Source organism: Cytobacillus sp. Hz8, assembly GCF_042263505.1.
In the GTDB taxonomy this organism is placed as follows: domain Bacteria; phylum Bacillota; class Bacilli; order Bacillales; family Cytobacillaceae; genus Bacillus_BE.
On record NZ_JBHKFI010000018.1, the window covers coordinates 1 to 16,904 of the forward strand.

The 16,904-nt window shown below is 33.5% G+C and carries 10 protein-coding genes; all 10 read right to left on the minus strand.

Annotation, left to right across the window (positions count from 1 at the left end; all coding sequences use genetic code 11):
- Positions 1 to 196: 196 nt before the first annotated feature.
- Positions 197 to 1,456 carry a hypothetical protein gene (locus ACE38V_RS18045; RefSeq protein WP_375843419.1) on the minus strand — a complete coding sequence of 420 codons (1,260 nt, stop codon included), beginning with the start codon at positions 1,454 to 1,456 and terminating at the stop codon, positions 197 to 199.
- On the minus strand, positions 1,456 to 1,644 hold the full coding sequence (locus tag ACE38V_RS18050) for a hypothetical protein (protein ID WP_375843421.1): 189 nt from the start codon (positions 1,642 to 1,644) through the stop codon (positions 1,456 to 1,458). The genes ACE38V_RS18045 and ACE38V_RS18050 overlap by 1 nt, the downstream gene beginning before the upstream one ends.
- A gap of 246 nt (positions 1,645 to 1,890) precedes the next feature.
- A complete protein-coding gene (locus ACE38V_RS18055) occupies positions 1,891 to 2,607 on the minus strand; it encodes a hypothetical protein (RefSeq protein WP_375843423.1) in 717 nt (238 codons plus the stop codon).
- Positions 2,608 to 2,609: 2 nt separating this feature from the next.
- On the minus strand, positions 2,610 to 3,209 hold the full coding sequence (locus tag ACE38V_RS18060) for a hypothetical protein (protein WP_207980492.1): 600 nt from the start codon (positions 3,207 to 3,209) through the stop codon (positions 2,610 to 2,612).
- A gap of 8 nt (positions 3,210 to 3,217) precedes the next feature.
- The gene (locus ACE38V_RS18065) at positions 3,218 to 4,441 is read right to left on the minus strand and encodes a PIN domain-containing protein (protein ID WP_375843425.1); all 1,224 of its coding nucleotides are present in this window, start codon (positions 4,439 to 4,441) and stop codon (positions 3,218 to 3,220) included.
- 92 nt (positions 4,442 to 4,533) lie between these two features.
- Positions 4,534 to 6,588 carry a protease Lon-related BREX system protein BrxL gene (brxL, locus tag ACE38V_RS18070; RefSeq protein WP_375843427.1) on the minus strand — a complete coding sequence of 685 codons (2,055 nt, stop codon included), beginning with the start codon at positions 6,586 to 6,588 and terminating at the stop codon, positions 4,534 to 4,536.
- Positions 6,589 to 6,606: 18 nt separating this feature from the next.
- Positions 6,607 to 9,168, minus strand: a complete 2,562-nt coding sequence (gene pglZ / locus ACE38V_RS18075) for a BREX-1 system phosphatase PglZ type A (protein WP_375843430.1) — start codon at positions 9,166 to 9,168, stop codon at positions 6,607 to 6,609.
- A gap of 81 nt (positions 9,169 to 9,249) precedes the next feature.
- Positions 9,250 to 12,726, minus strand: a complete 3,477-nt coding sequence (gene pglX, locus ACE38V_RS18080) for a BREX-1 system adenine-specific DNA-methyltransferase PglX (RefSeq protein WP_375843433.1) — start codon at positions 12,724 to 12,726, stop codon at positions 9,250 to 9,252.
- Positions 12,727 to 12,740: 14 nt separating this feature from the next.
- On the minus strand, positions 12,741 to 16,292 hold the full coding sequence (brxC, locus tag ACE38V_RS18085) for a BREX system P-loop protein BrxC (RefSeq protein ID WP_375843566.1): 3,552 nt from the start codon (positions 16,290 to 16,292) through the stop codon (positions 12,741 to 12,743).
- 26 nt (positions 16,293 to 16,318) lie between these two features.
- On the minus strand, positions 16,319 to 16,894 hold the full coding sequence (locus ACE38V_RS18090; protein WP_375843435.1) for a DUF1788 domain-containing protein: 576 nt from the start codon (positions 16,892 to 16,894) through the stop codon (positions 16,319 to 16,321).
- Between the last annotated feature and the right edge of the window lie 10 nt (positions 16,895 to 16,904).

Below are 16,904 nucleotides of genomic sequence, written 5' to 3' on the forward strand. Positions count from 1 at the left end.
AACAAATGGAATGGTGGCCATATTCAACAATGGGCTATGGTGATGAATCAACTACTCCTTCATGACCATCTTAAAGATCGTGTGTTAAGGTACTTAGAATAACTTACACACTTTAATTGACAAGCCCATGCAGTCCGCGAAAGTTCCTCCAGAAGTATTGTGATTCCCTATTCTCTGCAATAAAAAGACCTGCCAATCAATCAGCAGGTTCAATATCATAATACAAATGTTCTTTTAAGGATTTTTCTAATAATTGTTCCCGAATAGACATGGGTTTTACATATACTTTCTTTGCAAATGCTACACCAAAGCACTTCTCTACTTCCTTCTTTGAAATATGGGTCATGCTGGTGATACCAGACTTTTTTAATCTCTCTACACGTTTTTCTGCTTCCAATAGAATTTGGTGATTAAGAACAGGAATGCTAAAAAAATTAACCAACCTAAATTCATTTCTCCCTCCCCTGATAGCTTGAGCTACACTCATTAAGCTATTAGGAGCATCCTCATCTTTTAGCTTTTTTATCAATCCTAATACTGTGAACATGTTAATTGCCCTGCTACATATCGTTTGGTCTCTGCCCACAATCTTTTCCATATGCGTAGTGGATTGAAAAAAGATACTTTCACCTTTAAAACTCTGCTCCTTTTCCAAGATATGCTTAACTCCCCAATCGTTGAGATGTTCCAGCAAGTGCAAATAACTTTTAATGAAATCAAATAAATTCGGAAAATCTCTTTGTATCTCAACATCTGCACGTTGGATGATATCCATATTTTTTTCATATTTTTTCTCTTGCAAGATTTCCCACTGTCTCTCTGAATAAACGATACCTAAATCGGAAGCCAATCTTCTTCTCGCATTATTCATGCTATAAACAGAACCAATTTCAGCTCCTTCATGTACTTCAATCAAGTCAAAGATATTTAATCCATGAACAGTATGCTTTTCTTCATCTTTAGAGTAATATCTATAGACACCTTTATCATCTTGCTTTATCCATGCTTTATTTCCTTCAATAAATATACATTCCTTCGTTTCATTGATATCCCAATCCTGTAACCCCTTAAAATAAAATCGGAAATCCAAGGTCTGCATGTACTCCATAAATTCTTTGTGCTTGGTAATCTTCTCTGGAATTGTTATCTTATGCTCTGCTATACTATTGGTAGTGGTTAATATTTCAAGATTATTACTTTGAAAAAGTCCTTTTGCGAGAAGGATTTTTTCATTCTTTCCAGGTTTTACATATTTTGTTTGAATTCCTTCTTCTATCTTTTGGTCTTCCAGATGTTTTAATTTATAAACAGCATTTCTGATTTCCTCTCCAGTTGCACCCTCAGCTTCCATTTTGTTTTTTAGCCTATCAATCCTTTTCTGTTTCCTAAACTGCTTTTCCTTTATCTTACTACTGCTTATTCCTGGTTTTAAATCTGTTGAATCTCTTTGCTTCATTACTTTTCACCATTTTTAGAGGCTTTCAATCTTGCAAACATAGCATCAAACTGTGCAACTGTTTTATTAACATGTTCTACTCTTTCCTGATGATTGTAGGCAGAAGCTATTTGCTCTCGATTTATCTTATCGTTTTTATTGCTTTCCATATTGCTCATATTCTTTTCAGTTTCAGTAAATGGTTTCATATCAAAAACCCTCCTTCTTAGATGTTATTGTTTTTATAATATAATTTCATTTTACCTCTGTGGTTCATTATTGCCTATAGTAGAACGGTTCTATTGCGTTTGACTATTTTATCACCCAAACGATACGAAGAAGATTATTTCCATGTATCCATCTGCAATTTTGCCAAAATAAAAAGAGCCTTAATGGCTCAATTATCGGATAACACTAAATAAATATTTGGATTTTCCCAAAATTATCAATTCACTTCATTTCTTTTTGCTGAATGCTGATATGATAGCATCTACATTTGAATATGCACGTTCAGGCATTTCATCCCAAAACGTTTCTGTTGCTTCTACATAGCTTCTAAAGTCTTGTTCCTCCACCATAAGGGAGTATGAATCTAACAATACTGCACCTGCAAGTTCCAATGTATCTGTCCCTTTTATAATATCGAGTTCAAAATAATCTGGTCTAATCTTTCTAAGTTTCCTGGCTGATTCGCCATCACCATGTTTGATTGTATTGACCAGTAGCCTCATTTCTCTTATCTTATTCCATGATGCAATCTCTTCAAATGTAACACCATGTAACTCAAAAATCTTCTTTGCATCACCGAACGATAAGGAATTATTTTGAATATGTAAAAAGTGACGCAACTCTGTCAAAGTAAACTTGATTAATTGCTGTTCCCATATTTGACAAAGCAATGAAACCGACATTAATAGATGATTCTTCTTCATGGTATCCAAAAGCTCGTAAAGTTGTATCCCTTCATCATTTGCAAAATCTGCAACTGTGGCGGGGTCAGTATTTTCGTCTGCTGGAAAGTTATTATAGATGGAATCAGCGTATTCGGTAGCCTCTTTCTCAATGTCGCCAAATGGCGGTATCGTTCGGTTGTAATATTCCGCAACCATAGATAACTCTTTTTTATACCTATCCATTAATGGCTTCCAAAAGTAGAGTTGGGTATCCTTCATCTTTACCACTCCTCTCTATTTGCAATCCTTTCATAAATCCAATAATACAGTCTGGAATGAACGTAATCTATTTCCTTCTGCATGTGCTTGAAGTCAATTCCAAAACTTTCTTTCCCATTACCATACTGATACTCTTCTAAATTTTTATCATACGGATATCTGAAAGTCATAGAACTGTCATCAGTATTGTGTAGCTCCATAATTAATTTGCCAATTTTTTTCAGTTCATTCTTTGCCTGTTGATTATCTAAAAAACCATAATTATTTCTTATCTCATTATTTACTTTTGACCACAAGCTATCTAAGCTATGTCCTTCAAGTTTTTCCTTGATTTTTTCGTAATCGACACCATTATCAAGATAAACTTTATAAAGAATTGCTTTTAAACATAACTCAATTGAATGTCGGTAAAGAAATAAAGCTGGATTTATAATACTATCAACAATATGCCCTCGGTTCTCACCAACATCATTTATTAATTTGTCAGCAGAATCCTTAAATTGAACGGAGTACAAGGCAAATTGTTCATCAAATTTCCTCATTGATTTTTGCCAGTTTTGGTAAGCGTTCTTATAGATATCTGGATTTGATTTAAAAATCATTTTTCCCCTCACCCTTGCTCTTCATATTCTTCATCACGAAACATATCTGTATGGTCAATATTTTCAAATTCAATCATTTCAACACTAAGATAGTCTGGTTCATTCCCTTCAATATACTTTCTTAAAGAGAAATTATCGACAGCCAATTCCTTTTCGATATCCACTGGAAGCAAAAAGACTATATTTTCCGTAACCTTAACCATATCAGTAGCATAACTTTCAAATTTTTCATCTAAATCATCATGAACAGGGTTATATGTATAAATATCTACTTCCATTTCCACATCAACATCTACTGAAACGGAAATGGTGTCGCCAAATATATCAACTTCACTTAAACGAATATCACTAATATTTCCATATAGTAAAGGGTCAACGTAACCTGGCATAAAATAATCTTCATGTATCCCATTCGGTTGCATATTGGAAAGAAAACTATAAGTTTCGGATAAAATTTCTTCTGCAAAATATTGATTAATCAACTCTTCTGCGATACCATCTTCCAATTGTTCTACCACCTTATCAAATAACTCACTCGATAAGATTTTTGAATGTAAATCTTTAAACAATTTCTTTATCTGTTCATCATTATGGGCGAGAAAATCATGTATATTTTTATATGCAGTTATTTTGTTATTCTTAATAATTTCGGGATGAAGTGGATAAGGCATTTCTTTTGGACTGCTTTTAGAGCCAATTTTGCCAAATTCCTTTGTGTTATTAGAAATAAAATAGCAGTCTTCTAACTTATTATTCTCTGCAAACCGTTGATAAGAATACCAAATAATCGCATCTCTTATCGCCTTATTTACGGTTTTTACATTTTGACCTTTGTTATTCGTAATGTTACCTTGCTTAATAAACGGACTTTTCTCATACATGTCAGCTTCAATGATATCTTCTAATACATCCCCATCATACTCAATAATTTCGATTTGGCTGTCGTCTTGGAAAAAATTATACTGCTTATGGAAATCATCTAAAAAATCATCCAGTTTTATATCAATAACAAACTTTTGAGCTGTCTTATCTAAAAAAGGACTTAATTTAACCATTGATTCATTGGCCGCTTTCAGTTGTTGCTCAATAAAAACCTTATGTGCTCTAAAAAGTTCGGAATATACAGCTTTGCATATGTAGATTTTTACATCATCATGTTTTGCAAGGTTTAGTAGAATTCTATTTTTCCCCTTTTTAAAGAATGGGTCATAATATATGGCATTCGTATCCAAAAAGATATTCATGTTACTCTCCCTATTTTTCAATGTGCCATTATAAAAATCTGCTGGAGAAGTTGTTCCCCAGCAGTTACAGCAATTCTATATTAGCTTACTCCTAATGCTTTAAATACCGAATCTATCGGGTCGGAATAAAATATCGGCTGAACTTTTATCAGAAGCTCTGGCGGAACTGTTTGCAAATCTACAACGGAAGAAGCAGGGATTAATACTTTTTTCGCTCCAGCATCCACACACACTTGAAGCATATTAGCAAACTCTTCAACCTTAGAGATAGTTCCTCCAACCGTCATATTTCCTAATACAACCATACTTTCCTGGACTGGTTTTTCCAAAGCTCCTGAGCATAATCCAATAAGCTCCGCAATTGCCAAAGCATCTGTTAATCCTATCCCCTGCATGTCACTGATATGCATCAGATAATCCTTTGTTTTCGTGCTGATTGAACCACTAATGCTCTTACAGTTGGCAGTGAAATATCTAAACGCTGTATCCAAACTTTCTTTAGCTCCCCGATGTGAAGCAATACCCGATTTTTCAAATTTACCAGTACCAGAAACAACTTGGTTTTCGAGCTTATAGACTCCAATCATTCCAGAGTTTCCATGACCTACTGTATAAACATGTCCTGGTCTTCCTAATCCCTCTGGAATTAATTTGCCTCCACCTTGTTCTGGAACGGATACGTACTCTTCTTGCATGGATTCTTTATCAATATACGAGAAGTTAATATCGTAAAATTCCATACCGCCAATTTTTTTTAATTGCTCTTTTACTCTTCTTCTTCCTTCAAGAGCATAAGCAAGGATTTCTTCAATATCTTCTTTCGTATATTCTCCATGTGGGAATATCAGTTTAACAAGTCCAGAGACCGTTTTACGTACCGCTATAACATCACGTTGGTTCAAATTATTGCCCAACTTAAAATATTTATCTATGGAATCAGCAAAGGAACGCTTTCTCATTTCTCGGAAAAATTCAGCTAAATAATCAACAATGAATCCGTACTTATCTGTAAAGAATTCTGGTCTCATTTTAGGGATTTCCCAACCTGGGATATAATAGTGCATTCTATCAAAGAAGGCACTGTCGTTTGCCATTTCTTCTGGAAACGGAGCAAATAAGTGTGACGTTTTGATTAGTGAATCCAAGCTCTGATTTATGTTCCCAACAAATATCATGGATGCAGAAGCATTCTTTTCTTCTTTTCCCCTTGCAAAAGAGCCAGATGCCATATAATCCTTCATAATTTGGATTCCGTCTTTATCTTTAAATCGAATTCCAGCCACTTCATCAAAAGCAACCACATCCCACATTCCTACAAGACCAACCTTTTTCGTAGACATATTATAAAAGAGATTGGCTACTGTTGATTGTCCTCCAGAAACTAAAATGGAGTTTGGCGATATTTCTTTATAAACATGCGACTTACCTGTTCCCCTTGGACCAAGTTCACACGCATTAAAATTATTCTCAACCAAAGGGACAAGTCTCAATAGAAGATGCCATTTTACCCTATCCTCTAATTGTGTTGATTCCATCCCTGTAGAGCGAATAAGAATATCTATCCACTCTTGTTTGGTGAAGTTTTTCCTTCCTTCAAAGACCTCATTCAAATCCATATTGGGCATTTGGATGGGCTTTAAGCTACTGATACTAAATGGATTCATATTTTTAACTTCTTCATCGTAGAAATAATCCATTTTTAAAATACACCATATCCCACCTGCAAGAAGTTTATCGTACTCTTTTACATAATTGGCTGAGATTGGCACACCCTTTAACCCAAGGTTAGAAAACTCTGCTTCATATGTATCTATCTTGGCGTTTAAGGTTACATTCACCTTATCAATAATGGTGTATTGTCCTTGTTCACGTATCCTTGATTTGATTTTTTCGGCTTCATCAGGTCTTACAAAGTTATCAGCAAGAATTTTTTTGACCCTCTCTACGCCTTCACTAATGCTTTCTTCATCATCTGTGGCCGCATACATACCTAAAAGATACTCAAGCACATATACAGGGACATTAGCACCTTCTTTTATGAGCTTGGTTAAATCTTTTCTTACTACCCTCCCAGCAAAAAAGGAGTTTAATTTTTTGTCCAAGTCAATGCTATTTTCCTCACTCAATAGCTCCATGCAACTTCACCACCTTTATTAAAAGTCAAAATCACTGACAATTCCTAAGTTTATTTGGAAAGGGATTTTTTCTATAATGACATCTGTTTCACTATCTTTGATAATCAAATAATAGTATTTGTTTTTATCATATTGCTGTGATTTAAGAGCAAATTTCACTCTAAATGTTCTTTCATCTGGTTTATCTGTCTGCTTGTCCCCAATGATGGTTTCTTCATTAGAAATTAATGCATCATTCTCGTCAGCCATATAGATGTTTACTGTTCTCGGAACTACCTTATCTTCCACTTTCTCCGTTTGGAAGAAGGTAAGATTAAATAGACTGTTGGTAATTTTCCTTACAGTATTAGTCAATTTTATATCGACCTTTTCAATTTCTTTACTATTCGACTGACCTCTTCTAACATTTTTAAATTGAATAACAGGAACAACGACTTCTTGAAGACTTGCCCCACCATGAACGAAATTAGCTCCGCTTCCTTGTGTTTTAAATCGTATTGTGGAATTTGGCATATACACCGTCAATGAACTATCATTACCAATAACATAATCCATACTAAAATTTAATAGCCCTTTAATTTCCTTTTGCTCTTTTGATAGTAGGTATCTTCTCTTAACCTCTATGGATGAAATATCTTCTCTTTCAATTTTGTCGCTTTCCTCTAACGAATCTCTCTGATAGATAAATCCATGGTCGGCTGTGATAAATATGTTTGTCCCACTTAAATCATCTTTAATAACTTTAACTAAATTATATAATTCCTCTATCGCTTTCTCCACTGCATTAAACGTATAGAATTCCGTAGAAGCCTTATCACCAGTAGCATCAATAGAATCATGATAGATATAGATAAGTTTTTTTCCTTTGAAGTGCTCTCTTCGACCTGCTTTGTTCATTGCCATGATTTCCTGATAGTGAATAGCCATGCTATTTTCCACTTTGTCTTCGAGAATGTTTTTTCGATTCTCTAATCCTTGGGAATCCTTTGAATCAACATACACTCTCCCATTATCCTTTATTTCAATCTGCTTATAAGGGAGCAAGGAAGCCATTCCGAGCTTAGTTACCGAAGGAATAACACCAAGATTACCTTCTATCTCACAGTTACCAATTGTCTCTGTATTTAACTTGTCATTCAATTCAACTGCAACTTCATATCTTAATGCATCCGAAATAATGACAAATACCCTATCACCTTTTTGAACCTTTTGTGATACATAATTTTTATAAAAGTCCATCTGGCTTTCGATACCAGGTATTTTCCATCCTTTTTTCATTTCATCGCTTAAAACTGAAGACCAGTTGGAGCTTAATTGACCCATATACCAATTTGTATATAGATTCTCTACCATAGATTTAAGTTTTTTGAGGAGGTCACTGTTACTCTCATTATCAAAAGCAACGTAAAACTTCCTGTAATAAGTGTCCATCTTATAGAAATCATCTAAATATAATTGATACATCTCCGCAAGTTTTACTTGGGGAATACCCATGTTATATTTTTTGTGAAATTGGTGCATTTTAACTGTATAGAATAGTGCTTCGTAAATATATTGAAATTGCTCATAATAATGCTTCGTTCTACGAAGTTGAATCAGGTCAATGAACTGTTCAAAATCTTCAATATTAGAATCTAAGCTATTAGCAATATAAATAATAATCGCTTTGTCAAAGTACGGAAATACATCAGCATGTTTGAAGTTCTCTATGTCCAGTGCATTTATCAGGTCATGTATATGTATTTCTTTTTCAATAATTTCCGCAAGATTATCATAAAAAGTGTAATCCGTTTTGTGATGCATCCAATGGTCAATGAAAATCATGCTATTAGCTCGGTTTTTTTCTGCAATATATTCTTTGATATTTGATAAATACTTTTCATTCATACTATGACTCATAGCAGTTACAGTTAAATGAATTAATAACTTTTTAAGAGATTTCTCTTCCTTATAAAAGCCATAATACTGGGAAACATACTTCCAGAATACATCGATATCAAAGAACTTATCCATCTGCTGAAAATATTTATTCTCGCTTTCTTCAATCCCATTTATCAATATCTTTTTAAGTACATCATCCGTATCGAGTGTTTTGAGATTACATAAAGCACTAATGATAGCAAGTTCAATCTTTTCTTCAGTATATTGTTCAATTTCAAGAGCCTTAAACCTTTTACGTCTTTCTATTTTGTCAAAGAATTTCTCATATTTCTTAATGACATGTCTTAAAGAACTGTCTATTTTCAATTCATTCATCAATAGAGAAATCTTATCAGCATAAAACTGGTTAGAGTATAGGAACGTATCAATTAACCAGTTATCTTCTTCCGTTTGTATATCTACATTGGAATAAATCAAATAGTTGGAATCAGTATCTTCTTCCTCCAACAAATACTTGGAATAAAAGAAGTTGCTTTCATTCAACTTATGGAGCATGACATTATCAATATTTATTTCATCAATAATCTCTGAAAAACTGCTTTCTTTATCTAACCAGAAGATTATCTTTCGTTGTTCCCCATCCCTTAAAGGGGCATCGTAGCTCTCCTTTAAAGTCTTGACTATTTCATCTATATTCATTGAATGAACACCTCTTAACCTCTGTTACGATTAAATAGAAATATACCAGAAGCTATCTGGTATATTTCTTAATAATGCTTTCTATATCTTTGCCAATAATCCCTTGAACATTTCATAGTTCGTTGCCACACCATTATCTAAATCCATCTCTATCTGCTTATCGGCTAAATGGTGCAATAATTCATCATACGCTTTTAACTCTTCAATCTTCTTATCCAAGACTTTTAATTCCTTTTTAGCATTACTGATTTCTTTAACCGTAGAGTCACCTTCAATAATACTAAGCAAACCTTTTTTCTCTGCAAAAAGACGATTTTGTAGTTCATGAAGGTAATCCGTTCTGATTCTTGATAGGGTTGATTTATCATATCGGTGCATATAGATTAAGCAGTTAAATGCCTTTTGCTTACCAGAAGTAAACATCCAATAAATTGGTCTTTTTTTGTAAACCTGAACGTGGTCCTTAAAGAAATCGTTCACGAAATATCTTCTAATCGTTTCTTTAGCTGTTTCTCCACTTTTCTTGCCAAGAGTATCAGCAATAAAATCAAGATTTTGTTGTAAAGTGGCTTCACCAAAAGTCACTTTCACAAACTCAACAAACTTTGAAACAATATCATCTTCAAAATAAGAACCTGACAATACAGGAAGAATGTTATCCTTATCTGCTTTGAAGGTTTTATATGCTTCTGAATCAAACTTCCCACCTGCAAACACAAGACCTTCTTCATCAAGGGAATAACGCCCAAACATACAGCCGACAGCATAGGATATAAACGACTTAATTTCTCTTTTCCTATCTGATTTTCTTATTGTTACATCGTCTTCACTAACCTCGGGAGACATTTCACCTTCTAAACCGTACTCATTGATAAACAACTTGTTCAGTTCTTCTTCGTTATTCTTTAGTCGATTGAATTGGTCTTCGGTATATGAACTCCAATTATTAAATGTCTGTTCAATGATTGAAGTATCTCCTTTATGAATCAAGAATGGATGTTTACAGAAATCCCATGAGTTTTCATATGAGTCCCAATCATTTTTTGAAATATCTATACACTGGATAGACAATTTTTCAATCTCAGCAAATAAATCATCGTCATCTACCATTACAATAGGTAAACTATTAACATCCTTCATCTGATAACTCATTGTTGGATTGAACAAATCCATAATATAATTTATTACCTTAGTATTCAAAAGACCTATAATATAATGTTCACTTTTTCCATCTAACATGTGGAAGGTTGGTCCTTTTTTATCATATATTGCGTTACGGGCAATTCTAACTGAAAACCCCCTATTTGAGATACCGTTATATGTTAGACCATCTCTAAACCAATATTTTTCATTAAGTAAATTTGAGCTTTTATTTAATTTATAAAAACTCCTTGCATCCAGTGACCAATCTACGACATATTCTAAGTTTCCATACCATTTACGATAATTTCCACCTTTTGTATATAAACTCCATTTTTTATTAATATCCTCTTTTTTCACTTCCCAAATTCTTCTTAAAAATCTATCGTTGTCTGCTGTAATATTTTGAGAACCTGTTACTTCGATATAATCTAATAGTTGCTTTTCTCTCCGAAACGTACTCTGTAGTTTTTCAGATATCCAATATGCAATTGGTTGACCTGGAATATTTTCATAGAAGTCATTTTTTTGCGTATATCTATAATAGACATCATTATTTCTTATTGCTTCCAATGCTTTTTTGGGTTGATTCTCGACTCCTGTAAAATCTGCCAGTCTAATATATTCACCAGTTGTTTTTGAGTTGACATTTCGTAATGTAAATGTACAAACTGGTACAACTGCGGCCTCAAATGCGTTATATTCAAGTTGAATTAGAGAACTTATACTATTTCCTGAGACTATTTCTTTTCTCAAATCTTCAAACGAAGAGAGGAACATCCAAACAAAAGGAGTAATAAATCCTAAATGGCCCTCTTTCTTAACTTTTTGTAAAGAATACTCCATAAACACAGAAAATAAATCTGAACTAAACTTATAATTATTTCTTAAGAATGCTGTAAGTTCTGTTGTCATATATCTGCTTCCCATGTACGGGGGATTGGACACTAAAATACAATAAGTTGTCCGCATTATATCTGTCTGCTTTATTAAACTTGGTAGAAGGTCAATAGCCTTCTTTCTTGATTCATCTTCAAACATATCTCTGGCTGGATTGTTTTGAATATATTCCAGTCTTGCTAAAAGAAAATCCTCGTCAAAATTATTGATTTTAATTAATGAACCAATCATTTTACCATCTCGGAACTGTTCGATAAAACTTTTTGTATTTTCAAAGTTACTTCCGCTGTTTTCACCAGCGATGAAAGCAATGTCCTCTTCATTTAAGTCGTTCGTTTCTTGAATTGATGCTAAATTAAGGTGCAACCCTTCTCTTTCAATGCTTCTAAAAAATCTGTTGTTGTATTGTAATGCTTTCATAACAACGGAGAAACATGCCAGTTGATATGCCCTGTCATCAATATCCAAGCCATATAGGTTATTTTCAATGATAAGTCTTGGAATTTCTCTTTCCATATAACCACATTTGCTGTATATTTCAAAAAACACATCGAAAGCGTAGACTAAAATATGTCCACTACCCATAGCAGGGTCAAAGAACTTTATTTCTTCCACTTCTAATTCCTTATTAATATAAGGTGCTAATTTCTCATCAAAGTCTGGTTCTGGATTTGGATTTTCAAGATAGAATTCCCATTCTTGCAATAGTTCCCTATCTCCAGGATGTGATTCCACCCAATATCTCCCCAATGAGTTTTGAACCATATATCTAACTATCCAATCAGGCGTAAAGAGTTGCGTTGCAAAAGGGATTTCTTCTGTTTTATACTTAGCTTTCGCCTTAATCACTCGGTCTTTTTCTTCTGCAATAAAATACTGATAAAGCCACCCTATGATTTCAACATCTGCCCAATCTCCTTCTGGAAAGACATCTGTATCAGTCATTTGAGATAAAAATGAACCTTCTGCTAATAATCCGTCAGGGAACAGAAGCTCCGTATAATCGGCAATTTTCTGAAACATAAAAGGAAGAAGTGGTTTTAAACCATTACATTGTTTGATAATGAGATATTTGAATAGCTCTTCCGATTTGTTGTTTAATTTTAGGTTGTAGACATATTCCTTATCTACATCTAAATCAACATTAAGGGCTTCTTGAACAATATCAGGTTCAAAACTTCCAGAATTGCTCGAAGAAAGCACCCTTATTTTTGTTGGAAGGTAGTTATTGACTTCCATAAATCTTAATGCTGTAAAACGATTAAACCAAGTATATGCCACTTCCTCGATGACTTGGTTAAAACCAATCTTATCTATTCTTGCAATTAATGCATCCCTTTGATTTTTTTGGTCTTTATCAAGCTGTTTACCATCTATATAGATGGCATCCGAGCTTTGAATATCAGCCTTTTTAACCCTATCTTCGGATATTCCTAATTGAAGGGCTTTAACCGTTATTTTTTCTATTAGTTCATTTCTTGCATTTACTGCAAAATTCTTTAATGCTGTTTTATTCATTTCAATAAACCGCCTTAGTCGATGAACTCGATATTTTTATTGTGTTTAATAATGCTTTTGAGTTTATCGGAGAGCGAATTGATAAACTTGTCCACGTCAGCTTCGTTATTTAGACGTTTTACAAAGAACAATTCTTTAATGTTCAATTTTTCAAGACCCATTTCCACTTTTTCTTCCTCATTAGGGTCTTTAATAATTTCTCCGCTTTCCTCTTCCTGTTTGGCTAACAACCATTGCTTGATTTCATTTTCGATAATTCTATCGTACTTTTCCTTAAAGCTATTGCTTTGAGAAATAGTTGCATCTACCTTATAAATATCACTAAAGGACTTAATACTTTGAAGCAGATTGTTGTAAAACGATTCGATTGTTTTTTTCGTATTAGCATTTACTTCGTATTGACTTGCCTTTAGAGAAAGTTGGTCATAATCTGCCTGAATTTTTTGTGAGGCATTTTCTTTCTTATCCTTCAGAACCACATTTAGAGCTTCATCAATTTTATTTACGAATTCTGGTATTTTTCGTATTTTCCCATAAGGTAAGATATCCTCCAAAATGGCTGAAAGTTTATTGGCCGCATCTTCCGTATCATCGTCAGTTAAATAGAGCTTATTATCTTCGTAATTCTTTATAGCTAATAGTCCTTTATCAAAAATATCCTTCTGGTTTTCAAAAAAGCGTCTTACATAATCTACATCCTCTTCCCAAATTAAAAGGTCTTCTTCTAAATCCTTTAGCTTGGTAAAAAACGTAGCATTGTCCATGTTGTTTTCAAACTGATTAAAGTATTCAAGTCCTTTATCAAGAAGGCTCTTACCAGGATATTTTCTTCCTTCATAGCGATTTTTCAGTTGTTTAATCGCTTCTATTTGTTGACCGATTAAAGTCTTTATCTCTCTAACAAGACCATCTTCATCACTTGGTAAGTCCGTTTTATTGAATAGTTCTTTGCAAATACTCTTTGCTGTCTTTAATAGGGCTTCATCAACATTTACCCTTCTGATGATAATAACCCTATCAACCTGTGATGGCTTTCTCAGAGCATCAATTACGTCAACATAGTCTGTTGGTTCTAAATATTGACCATTGTATCTTAATCGAATTCTTTCTTTTTTAAATAATCCTGCTGTAATTCCAGCAATATCCACTTCATTCCAACCATACGGTTTATCGGTATATCTATCCAGTAGAATTTTCATTCTCACTTGTTTAGAAATGTCATCTTGCAATTTAATAAACGAGAAAATCTCATTTTCTGCTAACTCATTTGTATCACTTTTAAAATCCTCCAATGATTGTTGCTCGGAGTTATTTTTTAGAAGGCTTTTTATATCATCATCACTATTATAAAATTCTTTTACATAACCTAATTTTGTATAAACATTATCCACTAAAGTTTTGAAAGCAGTATTTATTTTGTCCTTTAATGTGTTCCCTTTAACATCCAGTCTCTCTCCATTGATATAGAAAGTTCCTGCCTTTATTGCTTCCTCTAACAATTCTTTAACTCTTCTTTTCCTTGATTTTGATTCATGCTTTTTACTATCTATTATATTTTGAATATTTTCAGGTAAGGTAGGGTTTACCTTTTTTGTATATTCATCTATTTTAAGAACTTCTTCCATCTCTTCTACATAGGAGTCATTGCCTCGTAACTTTAAAATCATCTGACTATTACCCATAGTCATCATCATGATTTCTTGGTCTGGCTTATCGTAGTTATCTGATAATGGCGATAAAATATGAATTCCTATATTTGAAGTTTGATTTAAATACTCCTTTTCATCCATTTTTCGATTGAATGGAAAATCATATTTATCAGAGTATTTTATTTTTTTTGCGTCATATAAGTCATGGAACACGTAATCAGCCAGTGCTCTTTTAACCACTTCTTCATCTATATTGATTGATTTGATTTCCCTATTTATATCTTGCTCGTCATCCGTAAGGAAAATATAAACGTCTCCGTTCTTCTGAATGAGGGTTTGTGCAATCAATTTTTTCAGTGAACTCTCAATCTTTTCCTTTAGAACAAGTTTATCTTCATTAATCTTTGTTACCATTAGTGTCGCAATATTTTCTACTGAAGCAGGTAATTCCTTAATATATTTAACCATGAACAACACTTTAAGAAGGTCTATATTAAATTTGTCATCTCTTAATGCTGGGTTTTCATATGCTCCTTCAATAACCCTAACGATAGTCGGGTTTAAAAATTCTTTTATTGTTTCGTAGAAAGCGTAGAACGGAACGAGTGCTCCTTCGTGTTCCTCAGAATATCTCAGACCTGCTTCCTTAAAAGCAGATAGCATAGACCTTTCTCCTTCAGATAAATGTTTTCCTGAACTTCCATGTTTTCTGACTTGTTCAAATACATTTTGAAGAAGTTTAAATTGGTACGGAATAAATGGATACACATCAGCGAATTCCTTTTCATCCTCATATCCACGCAAATCTGCTGTACTATCTTTAAAGTCAATTAAATTTTTTAATGTCGCACTTGTATTGTCTTCATGATACATAAGTTGAAGCGTTTCTTTTGCATGTTCCTTTTTAGATAGGATACGTTTCTTTATTACTTCATCCACTGAAATGGAAGATAAAGATAGTCTGGTATCAAAACGCCCTTGGATTTTAGAAAAGTCATTGCCCTTCACTTTTACGATAGAATCAATGCTTTCTTGAGAGGTAACTAAAATCCACACCTTACCATTACAAAATGTTCCCAAATCTTCTGCTACTGTTTGAAGATTTAACATTAATTGTTGATTATCGCCTATATATTGACCAATTTCATCGACTAAGAAAACTAAATGAAAATTTTTACCTTTGCTATCGATGTAGTCTTTTACATCTTTAGCGAATTTTTCAATGCTTATCTCGAAATTGTTTACCCCATTTTCAAACCAATTCCTTGCAGATTCCGCAGTCATATTTGTAACCTGTGTTAATGCCCCAATGACATAATCTGCATCGAAATAGAACGTGTTTCTTCTTTCAATCCAATCTTCTCCAGATAAATCTTTAAACACCATTTTAAAATCTTCATATACGCCTTCCTTGGTTAAGTGTTTTTCCATTTCTGCAACACCAGGTATATCACCATAGAAACCTCTATGCTCATAGAACACCTTCATAAAGACTTTAAGAATAGCATCGTCTTTGGATTTACCATCAACGGAACTTTTAGAATCAATATTAAAGAGAATTACTTCCGTTTCAACATCTGATGTTCTCTTCATATTGGCGAGAACCATCGGGTCTTGAACTTTTTTATCAAAGAATTCAATAGCTTGTTTCCCATTTATTTTTTTATTTTCCAATAGGTATGCAAGGATTTTTAGAAAGTGTGATTTACCAGAACCAAAAAATCCAGATATCCAGACACCCATTTTATCTGTGTATCCATCAATTCCCTTTTGGTAATTCTCATAAAACTTGGATAAATGCTTCGCAAGTTCTTTTGTTACGACATATTCATCCAACTCTTGATAAATGTTGTCTTCATCCGTTTGGGCAACTTTAATTACGCCTTTAATGTTTCTGTGTATATCCTTCTCAAACATATCCTTGATTTGCACAAGAACTCCCCCTATATCTCTTTATCCACTAATCGAAAAGCTCGATAGTAATTGTCATCCTTGAATTTTCCAAACAATTTTAACGAAAGTCCATCATATACCCCTGGAAAGAACATTATGACAGGTATTTTATCCAGTACCTCTTGAAGATTGTTTAAGATATTATGTGAACGTACAAATGGATAGACTTTTCCAACCCCTGTGATAAAAACAATGTTATTGTCGGCAATTTGCTCCTTTATTCTTTTTAGAAAGGTTTCAGGTGCGGTAAAGTTTTTCATTGCTCGAAATAAAGATTCTCGCCCTTGTTTCTCTTCCATTTGAAATATCCGCTCAAAAATACGTTTTTCTTTTGCAATTTCAACCATCATTTTATAAAGGTCAAATTCAATAATTTTTCGGTTTGACCCCTCGTAATTGAACTCTTTCTTAATATGTTTTACATAATCCCGAACTAACAATTCATGTTCTGGTTCATAATCAAACACATAGAAACTGATTTCATTGCCAAGTCCTCTTCCTTCAAGAAACTTGTCCTCTTTTATTTTGGGGATTATTTTATCCAGCCTATTATTCAAGTTGCTCATACCTTCACCT

What these genes read in the sequence shown, in the direction of transcription:
- ACE38V_RS18045 (WP_375843419.1), bottom strand. Translation starts at nt 1,456, where the DNA reads ATGAAGCAAAGAGATTCAACAGATTTAAAACCAGGAATAAGCAGTAGT.
- ACE38V_RS18050 (WP_375843421.1), bottom strand. Translation starts at nt 1,644, where the DNA reads ATGAAACCATTTACTGAAACTGAAAAGAATATGAGCAATATGGAAAGC.
- ACE38V_RS18055 (WP_375843423.1), bottom strand. Translation starts at nt 2,607, where the DNA reads ATGAAGGATACCCAACTCTACTTTTGGAAGCCATTAATGGATAGGTAT.
- ACE38V_RS18060 (WP_207980492.1), bottom strand. Translation starts at nt 3,209, where the DNA reads ATGATTTTTAAATCAAATCCAGATATCTATAAGAACGCTTACCAAAAC.
- brxL (WP_375843427.1), bottom strand. Translation starts at nt 6,588, where the DNA reads ATGGAGCTATTGAGTGAGGAAAATAGCATTGACTTGGACAAAAAATTA.
- pglZ (WP_375843430.1), bottom strand. Translation starts at nt 9,168, where the DNA reads ATGAATATAGATGAAATAGTCAAGACTTTAAAGGAGAGCTACGATGCC.
- pglX (WP_375843433.1), bottom strand. Translation starts at nt 12,726, where the DNA reads ATGAATAAAACAGCATTAAAGAATTTTGCAGTAAATGCAAGAAATGAA.
- brxC (WP_375843566.1), bottom strand. Translation starts at nt 16,292, where the DNA reads ATGTTTGAGAAGGATATACACAGAAACATTAAAGGCGTAATTAAAGTT.
- ACE38V_RS18090 (WP_375843435.1), bottom strand. Translation starts at nt 16,894, where the DNA reads ATGAGCAACTTGAATAATAGGCTGGATAAAATAATCCCCAAAATAAAA.